The sequence below is a fragment of the Tardiphaga sp. genome, assembly GCF_028290785.1.
Taxonomy (GTDB): Bacteria; Pseudomonadota; Alphaproteobacteria; order Rhizobiales; family Xanthobacteraceae; genus Tardiphaga.
Genome location: NZ_JAQGJD010000117.1, coordinates 1 through 14,351, shown reverse-complemented (window position 1 = coordinate 14,351; position 14,351 = coordinate 1). Strand labels below are relative to the sequence as shown.

Sequence of the window (14,351 nt, the reverse complement as noted above, 5' to 3'; positions counted from 1 at the left end):
CCTGCATGGCCGTGAGATCGGGGCCCAGTTCGCGGCTGACGGTGCGCGCGGCGATCGGGTGTGCGGGATGGGTCCAGTCGTCGATCGGTACGGAAACAAACGTCGGTCCGCAGGGCGGCTGCATCGCCACGTAGTAGGCGCGCGCGATGGCCGAGGGAACGTCTTCGGCGCGCGCGGGCTCGACGCTGTACTTGACATAAGGCCGAGGGAATTCCGAGGCGCGCTCGGCATAGAGGAACGCCTGCAGCGGCAGAATGCTGCGCGCCTGCTGGCCGGCAGTGATCACCATGGGGGTCTGGTTGCGATGCGCGGTGTAGATGTTGCCCAGGGCATGGCCGACGCCGGCGGCTGAATGCAGGTTGACGAAGGAAGCGTTGCGCGTCGCCTGTGCATAGCCGTCGGCCATGCCGATCACTGAGGCTTCTTGCAAGCCGAGCACGTAGTCGATGTCGTCGGGCCAGTCCGAGAGGAACGGCAGTTCGGTCGAGCCGGGATTGCCGAACACCTTGGTAATGCCGAACGCACGGATCAGGTCGAGCGTGGCGTCCTTGACGGTGAGGGATTTCTGGACGGCTTTTGCTTTGTCGCGGGCCAATGTCGTTTCCCCAAAGTGCTGGCGGTGTGCCGCCGTGCGTTTTCGTTACCTGAGTGATCAGGCCGAACCGGCTGCGAGTCAACGACGCGACGTTGCCCTACCAGCTTGCCGTTGCTTTCATCGTCGGCGCGCCCTTGTCATTCGCCGTCCACATATCCAGCCCGCCCTCGGTTTCGTTGGCGTTGACCGAGAAATCCGCGCCGTCGAACAGGGGCTGGACGCCGCGGTAGCCAAATTTGGCCGGCGGCTTGCCGCCATGGAGCTTGGCGGACAACTCGACGAGCAGCGCCGCCTGCATCGGGCCGTGGAAGACGAGGCCCGGGTAGAACTCGACCTTCGTCACGTAGTCGCGATCGTAATGGATGCGGTGGCCGTTGAAGGTCAGCGCGGAGTAGCGGAACAGCAGAACGGGGTCGGCGTAGTGCGTCTCACGATGCTGCGCAGCCGGCACTTCCTTCGGCGCCGGCGCGGGCGGCGCCATACTGGTCGGCGCGTCGCGATAGACGATGTCCTGGCGCTCGCGGATGGCGAGGCCGCGTGAGGTCGTGATCAGATGTTCGACAGAGACGAAGCACAGCGCGCCAGTCGAGCCGGTCTTCAGAGTGACGTCGAGAATTTTCGACGACCGCGTGACGGCGTCACCGACGCGTAGCGTGTCCAGGAATTCGAGCTGGCCGCCGGCCCACATCCGGCGTGGCAGCGGCACCGGCGGCAAAAATCCGCCGCGCGCGGGGTGTCCGTCGGAGCCGAGCTGGTCGGCCGGCGCCACCGGCTGCGCCAGGCACCAGTGCGTGGTGAAGGGAGCGACGTCGCCGGGCTGCGGCTGGCCAATGTCGAGAAACAGCGTGGCACGCAGGCCTTTGACCAGCTGCGCGGTAACGACGTCGCTGGCCTCATCGGTGCGTCGGATCCAGGTGCGCAGATGATCGAGATCGAGCTTGTCGGTCATGTCCGCTCCGTTATTTCTGCACTTCGCCGATAGCCGGCACGGCGCCGTATTGGCGCGGCGCGTCGATAAAGATCGCCGCCGGCGCGGGGTAGCCGACGTCGCCGTTCGGCGTCGCCACGGTGATGCGGCGCAAATGCGGATGCTCGGCGAGATCGGTCATCGAGTTCACTTCGGCGAACGCGATGTCGGCGTCCGTCAGGCGCGCCAGCAGCGCATCGCGGGATAGGGCGCAAAAAATATCGCTGACGGTCTGGTCGGTGAAGGCGCGGTTGCGGACGCGCTCGACGCCATTGACGAGGCGCGGATCGGCGGCCAGCGCGGCATCGCCCAGCACCTTGGCGCAGAGCACCTTCCACTCCCTTTCACTCTGGATCGAGATCAGAATATCCTTGCCGTCCTGGGAGCGAAACACGCCATAGGGCGCGATGGAGGGATGGGCGAGGCCCATGCGCTGCGGCGGATTGCCGGCTTCGGCATTGAGCAGCGGCACGGTGAGCCAGTCGGCCATCACGTCGAACATGGAAATGCGGATGTCGGCACCCTGGCCGGACACCGAGCGGCCGATCAGCGCCTCGAGGATGGAAGCGTGCGCGGTGGCGCCGGTGGCGACGTCGACGATGGAGACGCCGACGCGCGACGGGCCCTCCGGACCGCCGGTGATGGAGGCCAGCCCGCTTTCGGCCTGGATCAGGAGGTCATAGGCCTTGCGGTGCGCATAGGGGCCGTCGTCGCCATAGCCGGTGATGGTGCAGCAGATCAGCCGCGGATAGTCCTTTCGCAGACGCTCCAGCGTGAAGCCCAGCCTGTCCATGGAGCCGGGTTTCAGGTTCTGCAGGAACACGTCGGCGGTGGCGATCAGTTCTTCGAGGGAGCGGCGGCCTTCGGGCGTGGCGAGATCGATCACCACCGAGTCCTTGCCGCGGTTGAGCCAGACGAAGTAGCTGCTTTGTCCCTTGGCAGCGTGATCATAGCCACGGGCAAAATCGCCTTCCGGGCGCTCGACCTTGATGACATGGGCGCCGGCGTCGGCCAGGCGTGAACTACAGAACGGCGCGGCCACCGCCTGTTCGACGGCAATGACGGTCAGACCTTCAAGCGGCAGCATAATTGCACTCCGGAATTGCAGTCGTCATTGCGAGGAGCCTTTGCGACGAAGCAATACCACGAGAACGAACTGGATTGCCGCGTCGCTCCGCTCCTCGCAATGACGGGGGAGGGGCTTGGGTTCTGATAACTTAATACGAGCGCGGCATGCCGAGGACGTGTTCGGCGACGTAGGACAGGATCAGGTTGGTGGAGATCGGTGCCACCTGATACAATCTCGTCTCGCGGAATTTCCGCTCGACGTCGTATTCCTCGGCAAAGCCAAATCCGCCAAACGTTTGCACGCAGGCGTTGGCCGCTTCCCACGACGCGTCGGCCGCCAGCATCTTGGCCATGTTGGCCTCGGCGCCGCAGTCGAGCCCCGCCTCGTATTTGCGGACGGCTTCCTTGACCATCAATTCGGCGGCGCGCATCGCCGCGTAGCTCTTGGCGATCGGGAACTGGATGCCCTGGTTCTGGCCGATCGGGCGGCCGAACACGACGCGCTCCTTGGCATAAGCGGATGCCTTCGCGATAAACCACTTGGCGTCGCCGACGCATTCGCTGGCGATCAGGATGCGCTCGGCATTCATGCCGGACAGGATGTAGCGAAAGCCCTTGCCTTCCTCGCCGATCAGATTGGCCGCGGGCACCTTGAGGTCGGTGAAGAACACCTCGGTGGTGGCGTGGTTCATCATGGTGCGGATCGGGCGGATTTCGAGGCCGTTGCCTTGGGCCTCCTTCATGTCGACCAGGAATACCGAGAGACCATCGGTGCGCTTGGTCACCTGGTCCTTCGGCGTGGTGCGGGCCAGCAGCAGCATCAGGTCGGAATGTTCGGCGCGGCTGGTCCAGATCTTCTGGCCGTTGACAATGTAGTTACCTTCCGAATCCTTCCTGGCGAAGGTCTTCAGCGAGGTGGTGTCGGTGCCGGAGGTCGGCTCGGTGACGCCAAAGGCCTGCAGACGGACCTCGCCGGTGGCGACCTTCGGCAGCCACTGCGCCTTTTGCGCATCAGAGCCATGCCGCAGCACCGTGCCCATGGTGTACATCTGGGCATGGCAACCGCCGCCATTGCAGCCGGCGCGCTGGATCTCTTCGAGGATCGCGGCCGCCGCCGAGAGTTTCAGGCCGGATCCGCCATATTCCTCGGGAATCAAAACGGAGAGATAACCCGCTTCCGTCAGCGCGTTGACGAAAGCGCTGGGGTAGGCCATTTCGCGATCGAGCTTGCGCCAGTATTCGCCGGGAAACTGGGCGCAGAGCTTGGCGACGGCATCGCGGATATCATGAAATTCGTCCTGCTCCGCTGCTTCATTTTTCATCGAGGAATTTACATTCTCTTGTTGGGAAAAATCAGAATATGCGAACCGGCATTACGAGATCCTGACTGGCAGGGACTCGTAGCCTTTGACGAAGCTCGAATATACCCGCTTGGGCTCCCCGACAACCTCGATATTGTCAAACCGCTTCAGCATTTCCTCCCACACAATTTTGAGCTGCAGTTCGGCTAGCCGCATGCCGACGCAGCGGTGGATGCCGAAGCCGAACGACAGGTGCGTCCGGGGCCGCGCCCGGTCGATGATGAAGTCGTTCGGGTTCTCGATCATCTCTTCGTCGCGGTTGCCGGAAACGTACCACATCACCACGCGGTCACCCTTTCGGATGGTCTTGCCGCCCAGTTCGGTATCGACCAGCGCCGTGCGCCGCATATGCGCCAGCGGCGTCTGCCAGCGGATCACTTCGGGTACCATGGTGTCGATCAGGCCCGGATTGTCGCGCAGTTTCCGGTACTGGTCGGGGTTCTCGTTCAGCGCCAGCACTGAGCCCGTCATGGTATTGCGGGTGGTATCGTTGCCGCCGACGATCAGCAGGATAATATTGCCCATCAAGGTGTCGGGATCCATGTGCCGGGTGGCGTCGCTATGCGCCATCATCGAGATCAAATCATTCCGCGGCTCGGAATTCACCCGCTCGTTCCAGAGCCGCTCGAAATAGGCGGCGCATTCGTCCATCTCGCGGCGTCGCTCCTGTTCCGAGGAGACGATGCCGCTCTTGGGCAGCGCGGTGGAGACGTCGGACCAGCGCGTCAGCTTGCGGCGCTCCTCCCAGGGGAAGTCGAACAGGGTGGCCAGCATCTGCGTCGTCAGTTCGACCGAGACGCGCTCCACGAAATCGAAGGTCTCGTTGCGGGGCAGCGCGTCGAGCACCTTGCAGACACGGCCGCGGATGAGCACGGCCATCTCGTCGAGATGTGTTGGTGTGAACATCGGAGACACGGTCTTGCGCTGCGGGCCGTGCTTCGGCTCGTCCATGGCGATGAAGCTCGGCCAGTCATAGCCTTCCGGTACATCGCGAATGGCGATGCCGCCATGCTTGACGTCGGAGGAGAAGATGCCGGCATTGGTATCGACATGCATGATGTCGTTGTACTTGGTCACCGACCAGTACGGTTCGATCGGCGCGTTGGTGCAGTAGTGCACCGGCTCCTCCTTGCGCAGCCGCTCGAACCATGGCCACAGCGTGTCGGTCTGAAACAGTTTTGGCGCGCCGGGATGGAAATCCTTCAGCGGCGTGGCGTAGGCCTGTTCGCGTGCTAGTCGCCGGATCTCGGCCTTGTCGTCGCTGATTTTGGTCTGGATGTTCATGAATCAGTGTCCTGGTGTCTGGTTCAACCGGCAATCCGGACCGGCAAGGTCTCATAGCCTTTGACGAAGCTGGAATAGACCCGCCGGGGTTCGCCGACGACCTCGATGCGGTCGAAGCGTTTGAGGATCTCTTCCCACACGATCTTCAATTGCAATTCGGCAAGTCTGAGGCCGACACAGCGATGAATGCCGAAGCCGAATGACAGGTGCCGGTTGGGCCGCACGCGGTCGATGATGAAATCGTCGGGGCGCTCGATGACCTCCGCGTCGCGGTTGCCCGAAACGTACCACATCACCACTTTGTCGCCCTTCTTGATCTGCTTGCCGCCGAGTTCGGTGTCCTGCGTCGCGGTGCGCCGCATATGCGCCAGCGGCGTCTGCCAGCGGATGATTTCCGGCACCATGCTGTCGATCAGCGCCGGATTGGCCCGCAGCTTGTCGTACTGCTGCGGAAACTGGTTGAGTGCATAGACGCCGCCCGACATCGAATTGCGCGTGGTGTCGTTGCCGCCGACGATTAGAAGAATGATGTTGCCGAGGAAGTTCTCCGGATCGAGATTCCGCGTCGCCTCGCTGTGCGCCATCATGGACAGCAGGTCGCCCTTCGGCGGCGCGTTGAGTCGCTCCTGAAACAACCTTCCGAAATATTCGCCACATTCCTGCAACTCGGTCTGCCGTTGCAGCTCGGCCTCCGGCGTCGGCGGCAGCATGGTGGCGACGTCGGACCAGTGGGTGAGCTTGCGGCGTTCTTCCCACGGGAAGTCGAACAAGGTCGCCAGCATCTGCGTGGTGAGTTCGATCGAGACGCGATCGACCCAATCGAAGGTCTCGTTGCGGGGCAGCGAGTCCAGCACCTGCGCTGTGCGCTCGCGGATCACGCCCGAAAGTCCGTCCATATGGTTCGGCGAGAACATCGGCGCCACCGTCTTGCGCTGGGCACTGTGATGCGGCGGATCGGTAGCAATGAACATCGGGCGGCGAAATTTCACGCCGGCGTCGCGGATGGTGATGCCGCCGAAGGCCGCGGCCGATGAGTAGAGCGCGTGGCTGGTCTCGACCTGCATGATGTCGTTGTACTTGGTCACCGACCAGTAAGGCCCGAACATGCTGGCGCGGCAATAATGCACCGGCTCTTCCTGGCGCAGTCGTTCGAAATACGGCCAGAAGGTATCGTCGCGAAACAGAGCGGGGTCGCCGGGATCGAATTGATCCAGCGGCGTCGCATAAGCGTGCCGGCGGGCGGCCTGCTGCGCGGTTGCCTGAACGGAATCCTGAACGAGGTCGATCGTTCCGTGCATTGGTCTTCTCCCTGGCCGGCGGCCTCCGTGATTGGCTCCGGAAGCTGATTTTGGCGAATTACACCCCCTTGCCGGCGCAAGAGCAAGGGCGAGTTTAGGCTCTTCTCAGCCTGTTCGGGCCGTGACATGGTCACTTCAACCAACAAAGCGATGCGCGGACACCGCGCGGTTCTGACAGGAGGCAGCCCTTTGATTCCCAATGCCCAGCGGATGTTCAACTTCGATCTTGGCGAGACCGCCGATGCGATCCGGGAGACGGTGCGCGATTTTTCGCAGCACGAGATCGCGCCGCGCGCCGAGGAGATCGACAAGACCAATATGTTTCCGCGCGACCTGTGGCCGAAGCTCGGCGCGCTCGGTCTGCACGGCATCACCGTTGAGGAAGAATACGGCGGCGCCGGGCTCGGCTATCTCGAGCACGTTCTCGCGGTGGAGGAAATCTCGCGCGCCTCGGCCTCGGTGGGTCTGTCCTACGGCGCCCATTCCAATCTCTGCGTCAACCAGCTGCGCCGCAATGGCAACGATGCCCAGAAGCGCAAGTATCTGCCGAAGCTGATCTCCGGCGAACATGTCGGCGCGCTGGCGATGTCCGAGCCTGGAGCCGGCTCCGACGTGGTGTCGATGGCAACCCGCGCCGAGAAGAAGGGCGACCGCTATGTGCTGAATGGCAGCAAGATGTGGATCACCAATGGGCCGATCGCCGAGACGCTGGTGGTCTACGCCAAGACGGATCCGGCGGCCGGTCCACGTGGCATCACCGCCTTCATCATCGAGAAGGGCATGAAGGGATTCTCCACCGCGCAGAAACTGGACAAGCTCGGCATGCGCGGTTCCGACACCGGCGAGCTGGTGTTCGACAATTGCGAAGTGCCGGAAGAGAACGTGCTCGGCACCGTTGGCCGAGGGGTGAACGTGCTGATGTCCGGACTCGACTACGAGCGATCGGTGCTGGCCGCGGGTCCATTGGGCATCATGCAGGCCTGCCTCGATGTGGTGATGCCCTATGTCCACGAGCGAAAGCAGTTCGGCCAGCCGATCGGTAGCTTCCAGCTAGTGCAGGGCAAGGTCGCCGACATGTACGTGCTGATGAATGCGGCGCGGGCTTACGTCTATGCGGTGGCCAAGGCCTGCGACCGCGGCGAAACCACGCGGGAAGACGCCGCCGGCGCGATCCTGTTTGCCTCCGAGAAGGCAACGCAATGCGCGCTGGATGCGATCCAGCTGCTCGGCGGCAACGGTTATATCAACGACTATTCGACGGGGCGGCTGCTGCGCGACGCGAAACTCTACGAGATAGGCGCAGGGACAAGCGAGATTCGGCGGATGCTGATCGGACGAGAGCTGTTCGAAAAGAGCGCGTGACAAGCTGTCATTGCGGGATGCGACCGGCTGTCGCCGCACGCGTCCCGGAATGACAAATCATTCCCCCAGCCCGTTGATCCTGGTTACCCACACCCGAACGTCCGCCAGCACCTGCGGCAGCACGGTATGAACCTCCTGGACAGTCATGCCGGCCTTGATGCGCGGGTCGTAGAGAATGTTGAGGATGTACTGGTCGAACACGTCGAAGTAGCCCATCTGCACGTTGTCGTTGAACATCGTCCACGGCACCGAGTTGGTGTCGTTGATGGGGCCCAGCGACTGCAGCAGTTCTTCGTAGGCGCAATCGAGAAAGATGAAATCGCCATTGTCGACGGTGAGGATCACGTCGGAATGCTCGATCTCGAACGCTTCGTTCTTGCGAAAGCCGGATAGGCATTGCGGATCCAGCGAGGAGCGGATCTCCTTGGCGCGGTCGCTGCCATAGAACGTGGTGATGGTGCGATACAGGTCGCGGTCGCGCACCAGCTTGACCACGACATTGGCGTCCTCGCCGGAATCGGCCATGGCGATGTTGAGATGCTGCACGCGCCTGGCGATGTCGCCGACCACTTTGGCGATCTGCGCCTTGCGATCGGGGCGGCCGATACCCTCGGCGAACACCCGCACCGGCAGCTCGTATTTGCGGATGCGATCGACGCGGCCGGCGAGGTGATATTCGGCGCCGAACGCGGTCTTCAGGAAGCCGTCGGTGATCTCGCTGTCGGTAAAAAGCTTCTTCTCGCTGCGCTGGCGCGTGGTGACGGCAGCCAGCTCGGCGGCATGCAAAGGCGGCGTGACGATGCCTGTCAGGACGATCGCGGCCGCGAGAATCGCGGCAGCGATGTGCAGGAAGGGCTGAGAGAGTTGCATGTGCATTGCATCCAAACTGTCGCAATGCGCCGACGTACGCAAGCCTCAATGCTCGCAAAGGTAGAATGATTTATTCGCGAGCTCTGCAAGCCTGCGCTGGACTCAGTTCTTCACGATCACCGTGGCGCCGACCGAGACGCGGTTGTACAGGTCGGTAACGTCGTCGTTCGTCATCCGGAAGCACCCCGACGACACCGCCTGGCCGATCGTCTCCGGCTCGTTGGAGCCGTGGATGCGGTACAGCGTCGAGCCGAGATACATGGCGCGGGCGCCAAGCGGGTTGTCGATGCCGCCTTCCATGTGGCGCGGCAGGTCGGGACGGCGCGCGATCATCTGCGACGGCGGCGTCCAGCTCGGCCATTCCTTCTTCGCGGTGATGCGGTGCACGCCACCCCAGCGGAAGCCATCGCGACCGACGCCGATGCCGTAGCGCAGCGCCTGGCCGTTGCTCTGTACCAGATACAGCCGCCGTTCGGCGGTGTTCACGATGATGGTGCCGGGGGCATAGCGGGTGTCGATGCTGACCACGGTGCGGGGGATCGGCCCGGAGCCGCTTGAGGTGCCGAAATTGGAGAAGAAGTTCGAAAACGACGGCGAGTCATCGACCTGGAAGTCGGGCTGCGCCTGCTGCTGGGGCTGTCGCCCGCGGGCATTGACAGGTGCGGCGATGGACAACAAGGCGACAGTGGCAAAAACAATGGAAAAAATGCGCTTCATCGTATTCCTCGCCAGAACATCCAAGCCCCAAGACAGGCCACAATTCGCCTCAATCTGCAAGCCACTGGTCCGTGATCCCTTGCCTCGATCGTCCGCATGGAGAAGTGGGCCGGTGCTGTGCGGGGCCGACAGGGATGCACTGCGTCTGCCCCCTTTGACGGAAACCCCGAACAATGGTTGATCGTCCGGGCAATTGCAGAGCGATCAAACGGGAGTGAGACGATGAACGGTGCGGAAAGCCTGGTACGGACTTTGGTCGCGGGCAATGTCGATGTCTGCTTCGCCAATCCGGGCACCTCGGAGATGCATTTCGTCGCCGCGCTCGACCGAGTCGAGGGCATGCGCTGCGTGCTTGGCCTCTTCGAAGGCGTGGTGACCGGCGCTGCCGACGGCTATTATCGCATGAAGGGCACCCCGGCCTCGACGCTGCTGCATCTTGGCCCCGGTCTCGCCAACGGCCTGGCCAACCTGCACAACGCCAAGAAGGCCAATTCTGGCATCGTCAACATCGTCGGCCAGCACGCCGTCTACCACATCGAATACAACGCGCCGCTAACCTCGGACATCGAAGGCCTGGCGCGCCCGATGTCGCAATGGGTCCACACTTCGCCGGATTCCAAGTCGGTGTCGAGCGATGGCGCTGCCGCCGTCGCCGCGGCCCGCAATGCGCAGATTGCTACCCTGATCCTGCCCGCCGATACAGCCTGGGGCGAGGCCGGCGATATCGCGCAGGTCAAGGAAGACAACCAGCGCGTCAGCTACTCGTCGCAGGCGGTGGATGCCGCCGCCAAAGTACTGAAATCAGGCGAGCCGACACTGCTACTGCTTACTGGCGGTGCGTTGACCGAACCGGCACTCGCATTGGCCGCACAGATTGCCGGCAAGACCGGCTGCAAGGTGATGGGGCAGACCTACAATCCCAAGATGGCGCGCGGCGCAGGCCGTTTCGGCATCGACCGAATTCCCTACGTGATCGAGCTGGCGCTGCCGATCCTGAAGGATTTCAAGCATATCGTGCTGCTCGAGGCCAACGATCCCGTCGCGTTCTTTGCCTACCCGAACAAGCCGAGCATGCTGAAGCCCGAGGGCTGCGAGGTGCATCGCGTGACGTCCGGCGGCGAAAACTCCGTCGCGGCGCTGGAAGCCCTGGCCGGCGCGCTCGGCGCCAAGCCGGCCGACGTCAAGCCGCAGAAGCTGGTTGAACTGGTCAAGCCGACCGGCGCCCTGAACCACGCGTCGATCGCGCAGGCGATCGCGATGGCGATTCCCGAAAACGCCATCATGGTCGATGAGTCGCTGACCACGGGCCGTGGCTTCTTCCCGCCGACGGCCGCGGCAAAGCCGCACGACTGGCTGCAGAACATGGGAGGCTCGATCGGCTTCTCGACGCCTGTATCCACCGGCGCCGCGGTGGCCTGTCCCGACCGCAAGGTGATCTGCATGGTCGGCGATGGCAGCGCCATGTACACGCTGCAGTCGCTGTGGACGCAGGCCCGTGAAGGCCTCGACGTTACCACCATCGTGTTCGCCAACCGCAAGTATCAGATTCTGCTCGGCGAGTTCGATGGCGTTGGCGCCGGTCATCCCGGCCAGCGCGCACTCGACATGCTCAACATCGATCGCCCGGCACTGGACTGGGTATCACTCGCCAAAGGCATGGGAGTCTCAGCGCAATCGGTCACCAATGTTGACGATTTCAACAAGGCTCTGGCGGTTGCGATGGCCGAGAAGGGACCGAAGCTGATTGAGGTGGTGACGTAACGCGGCTCTTTATCTCTATCTCCGCAGTGTAAATACATAAAGGCTCCGGATCGCTCCGGAGCCTTTTCGCCGGCAAGGCTTCGCGCCCTTTTGTTGTCCGTTAGTTGGAGCCGCCGCCCGCGCCTCCGCCACCGCCCGACGTACGGCCTTCTGTGCCACTATTCATGCCGGTCGTGCCGGTCGCTGCATTGGGGCCGCTCAGCGAATTGGCGTTATTGCCCGTCTGCGAGCCGGTCGCGCGCGGGATCGTGGAAGATCCGCTGGCCTGCGGCCGATCAACCGCGGTTCCAGTGCCGGTGGTGCCGGGCTGCGTAACGCCGGTTCCCGTGGAGTTCGCCTGTGGCGCACTGGGATTGGCGCCAGTTTGAGCGAATGCCGGCGCGGACATCAGAAGTGCTGCAGTCGTAGCAAGGATAAATTTCTTCATGGCATTTCCTTGTTGGGTGTTTCCCGTTGGTTCATGATGCCGAATTCGAACGCGGGGCGATGAAACACGTTCCGTGCTTTCAAATTGATTGGGCGGGAACTTTGTTGAGATGATTTCATTTCGGCTGGAAAGGTTTGCTACGCGCCGTTGCCCGGCATTCGGGCGACCAGGCCGATGCAAACACGAAAACGGAAATCGGAACGAAACGCCGTGCCGCTGTGAGTAGTGCGATTGAGGAAATCGTTGCGGCCTATGTGCAGCTTGGCCAGCTTGATGCTTTGCATGATCTCAAGGCGCATCGCGAGAAATTGGCGGCGTCGATCCGCGACCGTTTAGACTTCGATTTCGGCGTTCTGCTCGGCCAACTCGACGACGATCTCCACGAGATAGACGCGGGCATCCGCCGCCTGCGCATGGAGCGATGATTGGCTGGCGGATTCCTGAACGCTACGGCGTCGGTCCCTTCCGCACTGCGGCACAGATAGTCGCGGTAATGTGCCCACGGAGCGGCGAAACATGGTGCCGGCCAGCCAAAGCACATAGTCAGATGCCGGCATCGACAACGCTCCCATGGAGGGCGCTTCTAGCTGGTCGATCTCAGTGTTTCGAATGGTGGGCGCACAAGGGATCGAACCTTGGACCTCTCCCGTGTGAAGGGAACGCTCTCCCGCTGAGCTATGCGCCCGGGATGACCTGGCACCTCAAATGCCCGGGCGGATGGCCCCGGCGGTGCGCGACGTCAGTGGCGCGATTTAGGGAATAGGGGGCGGGGGTGTCAAGCGCGCGCTGCCGATCGGCCGAACAATGTTCGGCCAGATCGGCGCGGATCGCGGAAAACGCCTCAGCCGGGCTGCTGCTGGGCCCGGGAGGCGTGGGACTGCAGCGCGCGGATGCGGTCGGCGAGGGTGCCGCTGGCGACGACGCCGTTGCCATTGGCGGGGCGGGGCGGGGCCGCCGGGGCGGGTTCGGCCGCCAGAATCGCCTCGATGGCGGAATTCGGCCCTTCCAGCGTCATCGCCAGCTTGGCCACTTCGGCGGCGATGTCGTTGATGCGCTCGCGCAGCAGGGCGTTTTCCATGCGCTCGGTAGCCCAGGCGTTTTCCGTCTGTTGCTGGATCGCGACGAGCTCGCGCTGCAGTCTGGCGCGCTCGTCCTGGGCGGCGCGCAGCTGCTCTTCGGCGGCGGCCTTCTCGGATTTGATCTTTTCGAACAGCGGTGCGGCCTTGCCGCCGGCCATGGCGGCGATCTCGACGCGGAGGTCCTTGGCGATCAGCTCGGCGGCCTCGGTGGCCTGGCGCAACTGGCTGTTCTCGAAATCGCGTTCCGCCAGGAGCTTGGTCTGCAGCGAGAGCTGGCTCTCCAGATCGTTGACGCGCAGGCCGAGTTGCTCGGCTTCCTTGACCTGGCTGGTGAGCTGGCCGTCGAGATCGGCGACACGCTGGCTGAGGTTTTCGACGCGACTGCGCGCCTCGGTGAGCTCGCGGCTCGCGGTATCGGATTCGCCGCGCTGCAGCTCCAGGCGATGCTGGGTCGAGGCAAAATCCTTCTCGGCGTCATTAACGCGGTTCTTGAGCGCCTCGATTTGGGTGCGCACCGCCACCAGTTCGATCTGCCGGCTGTCGGCCACCAGCGTGCGGTCAGACAATTCGTGGTTCAGCCGGGCCAGTTCGCCCTGCTTGTCGGTCAGCGCCTGCTCGGCGGATCGCAGCGTTTCCACCTTGGCGGCGAACTCGGTTTCGGTGCGGGCGAGCTTCTCTTTGACCTCGGCCTCGCGGGCTTCCAGCGCGAAGATGGTGGCGTTCTTCTCGCCGAGCTCCAGCTTCATGCGGTTGATGGCGTCGGATTTCTTGCCGAGTTCGGCGAGCTGGTGGGTGGTCTTGTTCTTGAGCTGATCGACGCTCATCTCCAGCCGCCGCGCCGACATGGCAAATTCGGCGCGCAACTGGTCCTTGTCGGCCTGGATCTCGGCCATCGACAGCGGCGTGGCGGCTTCGAGGCGGCGGGTGGTGAGGCGCACCGCGCGGTTGTGAACCAGCGGCATGATCATCAGCCCGAACAGCATCGAGACCAGAAAACCGATCGCCAGATACATGATCGGTTCAACCATGGCTGATACTCCTGCCCGCTAAAAATCAGTGATTAGCATGCCATGGCAGGCCGGGAAAAGACCAGCTTAACGCCCGGTTAACCTTTATCGACGCGGTTTTGAGGCTTAGCGGCCGGGATCAGAACGGATTCCAGGTCGCGCTCGGCGTGAACTTGAGATAGCCGATATTGGCGCCGAGGCGCAGGCCGAGGCCGGAGCGTATCGGCACCAGCACGATGTTGTTGGCCGTCAGCGCGGTCATGCCGAAGCCGCCGATGATGTAGGCCGAGCCGTCGATGCCGCCGAAGCGCTGGTAGATCGCCTGCGTGGCGGGCAGATTGTAGACGAGCATCATGGTGCGCGCGCCATCCGCGCCCGCGTCGAAGCCCACCGACGGCCCCTGCCAGAACACGCGCTGCTGGCCGGCGTTGCGCGTGTACATGCGTCCCTCGCTATAGCGCGCGCAGGCGATGAAGGCGCCCGTGGCCTCCTGCCCGAGAACATAGGCGTTGGGCTGGCCCCCGCGACGCGTCGCCTCCTCGACCACTTGGGCGA

At 63.2% G+C, this 14,351-nt stretch carries 14 protein-coding genes and 1 tRNA gene; 3 read left to right on the top strand and 12 right to left on the bottom strand.

Annotation, left to right across the window (positions count from 1 at the left end):
• The 6 genes from JWR89_RS06590 to JWR89_RS06565 form a co-directional block, all read right to left on the bottom strand.
• The coding region (locus JWR89_RS06590; RefSeq protein ID WP_299713327.1) for a thiamine pyrophosphate-binding protein at positions 1 to 595 on the bottom strand (595 nt) is incomplete at its 3' end.
• A gap of 97 nt (positions 596 to 692) precedes the next feature.
• Positions 693 to 1,544 carry a MaoC family dehydratase N-terminal domain-containing protein gene (locus JWR89_RS06585; protein ID WP_299713324.1) on the bottom strand — a complete coding sequence of 284 codons (852 nt, stop codon included), beginning with the start codon at positions 1,542 to 1,544 and terminating at the stop codon, positions 693 to 695.
• A gap of 10 nt (positions 1,545 to 1,554) precedes the next feature.
• Positions 1,555 to 2,649, bottom strand: coding sequence for a CaiB/BaiF CoA-transferase family protein (locus JWR89_RS06580; protein WP_299713321.1), 1,095 nt, complete (start codon positions 2,647 to 2,649; stop codon positions 1,555 to 1,557).
• Between the two features lie 130 nt (positions 2,650 to 2,779).
• The gene (locus JWR89_RS06575) at positions 2,780 to 3,952 is read right to left on the bottom strand and encodes an acyl-CoA dehydrogenase family protein (protein WP_299713318.1); all 1,173 of its coding nucleotides are present in this window, start codon (positions 3,950 to 3,952) and stop codon (positions 2,780 to 2,782) included.
• Positions 3,953 to 4,003: 51 nt separating this feature from the next.
• The gene (locus tag JWR89_RS06570; protein ID WP_299713315.1) at positions 4,004 to 5,275 is read right to left on the bottom strand and encodes a cytochrome P450; all 1,272 of its coding nucleotides are present in this window, start codon (positions 5,273 to 5,275) and stop codon (positions 4,004 to 4,006) included.
• Between the two features lie 23 nt (positions 5,276 to 5,298).
• On the bottom strand, positions 5,299 to 6,573 hold the full coding sequence (locus JWR89_RS06565) for a cytochrome P450 (protein WP_299713312.1): 1,275 nt from the start codon (positions 6,571 to 6,573) through the stop codon (positions 5,299 to 5,301).
• A 189-nt stretch (positions 6,574 to 6,762) separates the two neighbouring features.
• Here JWR89_RS06565 and JWR89_RS06560 point away from each other — a divergent pair, with 189 nt between their 5' ends.
• Complete coding sequence (locus tag JWR89_RS06560; protein WP_299713309.1) at positions 6,763 to 7,935, top strand: isovaleryl-CoA dehydrogenase; 1,173 nt, start codon at positions 6,763 to 6,765, stop codon at positions 7,933 to 7,935.
• Between the two features lie 57 nt (positions 7,936 to 7,992).
• Here the strand turns inward: JWR89_RS06560 and JWR89_RS06555 are convergent, their stop codons facing one another.
• Positions 7,993 to 8,805, bottom strand: a complete 813-nt coding sequence (locus JWR89_RS06555) for a DUF2927 domain-containing protein (protein WP_299713306.1) — start codon at positions 8,803 to 8,805, stop codon at positions 7,993 to 7,995.
• A gap of 102 nt (positions 8,806 to 8,907) precedes the next feature.
• Positions 8,908 to 9,522 carry a L,D-transpeptidase gene (locus tag JWR89_RS06550; RefSeq protein WP_299713303.1) on the bottom strand — a complete coding sequence of 205 codons (615 nt, stop codon included), beginning with the start codon at positions 9,520 to 9,522 and terminating at the stop codon, positions 8,908 to 8,910.
• Positions 9,523 to 9,744: 222 nt separating this feature from the next.
• Between JWR89_RS06550 and JWR89_RS06545 the strand changes: the two genes are divergently transcribed.
• Positions 9,745 to 11,283 carry an acetolactate synthase large subunit gene (locus JWR89_RS06545; protein ID WP_299713300.1) on the top strand — a complete coding sequence of 513 codons (1,539 nt, stop codon included), beginning with the start codon at positions 9,745 to 9,747 and terminating at the stop codon, positions 11,281 to 11,283.
• A gap of 100 nt (positions 11,284 to 11,383) precedes the next feature.
• Here JWR89_RS06545 and JWR89_RS06540 read toward each other — a convergent pair whose 3' ends face one another.
• Positions 11,384 to 11,710 carry a hypothetical protein gene (locus tag JWR89_RS06540; RefSeq protein WP_299713298.1) on the bottom strand — a complete coding sequence of 109 codons (327 nt, stop codon included), beginning with the start codon at positions 11,708 to 11,710 and terminating at the stop codon, positions 11,384 to 11,386.
• Between the two features lie 134 nt (positions 11,711 to 11,844).
• On the opposite strand from JWR89_RS06540, the gene JWR89_RS06535 reads away from it, so the two are divergent.
• Complete coding sequence (locus JWR89_RS06535; protein ID WP_299713295.1) at positions 11,845 to 12,135, top strand: hypothetical protein; 291 nt, start codon at positions 11,845 to 11,847, stop codon at positions 12,133 to 12,135.
• Between the two features lie 185 nt (positions 12,136 to 12,320).
• Here the strand turns inward: JWR89_RS06535 and JWR89_RS06530 are convergent.
• The 3 genes from JWR89_RS06530 to JWR89_RS06520 form a co-directional block, all read right to left on the bottom strand.
• Positions 12,321 to 12,395, bottom strand: a tRNA-Val gene (locus JWR89_RS06530).
• Between the two features lie 156 nt (positions 12,396 to 12,551).
• Positions 12,552 to 13,817: a hypothetical protein gene (locus JWR89_RS06525; protein WP_299713292.1), complete on the bottom strand. Its 1,266-nt coding sequence runs from the start codon at positions 13,815 to 13,817 to the stop codon at positions 12,552 to 12,554.
• Positions 13,818 to 13,935: 118 nt separating this feature from the next.
• The coding region (locus JWR89_RS06520) for a DUF1134 domain-containing protein (protein ID WP_299713290.1) at positions 13,936 to 14,351 on the bottom strand (416 nt) is incomplete at its 5' end.

What these genes read in the sequence shown, in the direction of transcription:
- JWR89_RS06585 (WP_299713324.1), bottom strand. Translation starts at nt 1,544, where the DNA reads ATGACCGACAAGCTCGATCTCGATCATCTGCGCACCTGGATCCGACGC.
- JWR89_RS06580 (WP_299713321.1), bottom strand. Translation starts at nt 2,649, where the DNA reads ATGCTGCCGCTTGAAGGTCTGACCGTCATTGCCGTCGAACAGGCGGTG.
- JWR89_RS06575 (WP_299713318.1), bottom strand. Translation starts at nt 3,952, where the DNA reads ATGAAAAATGAAGCAGCGGAGCAGGACGAATTTCATGATATCCGCGAT.
- JWR89_RS06570 (WP_299713315.1), bottom strand. Translation starts at nt 5,275, where the DNA reads ATGAACATCCAGACCAAAATCAGCGACGACAAGGCCGAGATCCGGCGA.
- JWR89_RS06565 (WP_299713312.1), bottom strand. Translation starts at nt 6,573, where the DNA reads ATGCACGGAACGATCGACCTCGTTCAGGATTCCGTTCAGGCAACCGCG.
- JWR89_RS06555 (WP_299713306.1), bottom strand. Translation starts at nt 8,805, where the DNA reads ATGCAACTCTCTCAGCCCTTCCTGCACATCGCTGCCGCGATTCTCGCG.
- JWR89_RS06550 (WP_299713303.1), bottom strand. Translation starts at nt 9,522, where the DNA reads ATGAAGCGCATTTTTTCCATTGTTTTTGCCACTGTCGCCTTGTTGTCC.
- JWR89_RS06545 (WP_299713300.1), top strand. Translation starts at nt 9,745, where the DNA reads ATGAACGGTGCGGAAAGCCTGGTACGGACTTTGGTCGCGGGCAATGTC.
- JWR89_RS06540 (WP_299713298.1), bottom strand. Translation starts at nt 11,710, where the DNA reads ATGAAGAAATTTATCCTTGCTACGACTGCAGCACTTCTGATGTCCGCG.
- JWR89_RS06525 (WP_299713292.1), bottom strand. Translation starts at nt 13,817, where the DNA reads ATGGTTGAACCGATCATGTATCTGGCGATCGGTTTTCTGGTCTCGATG.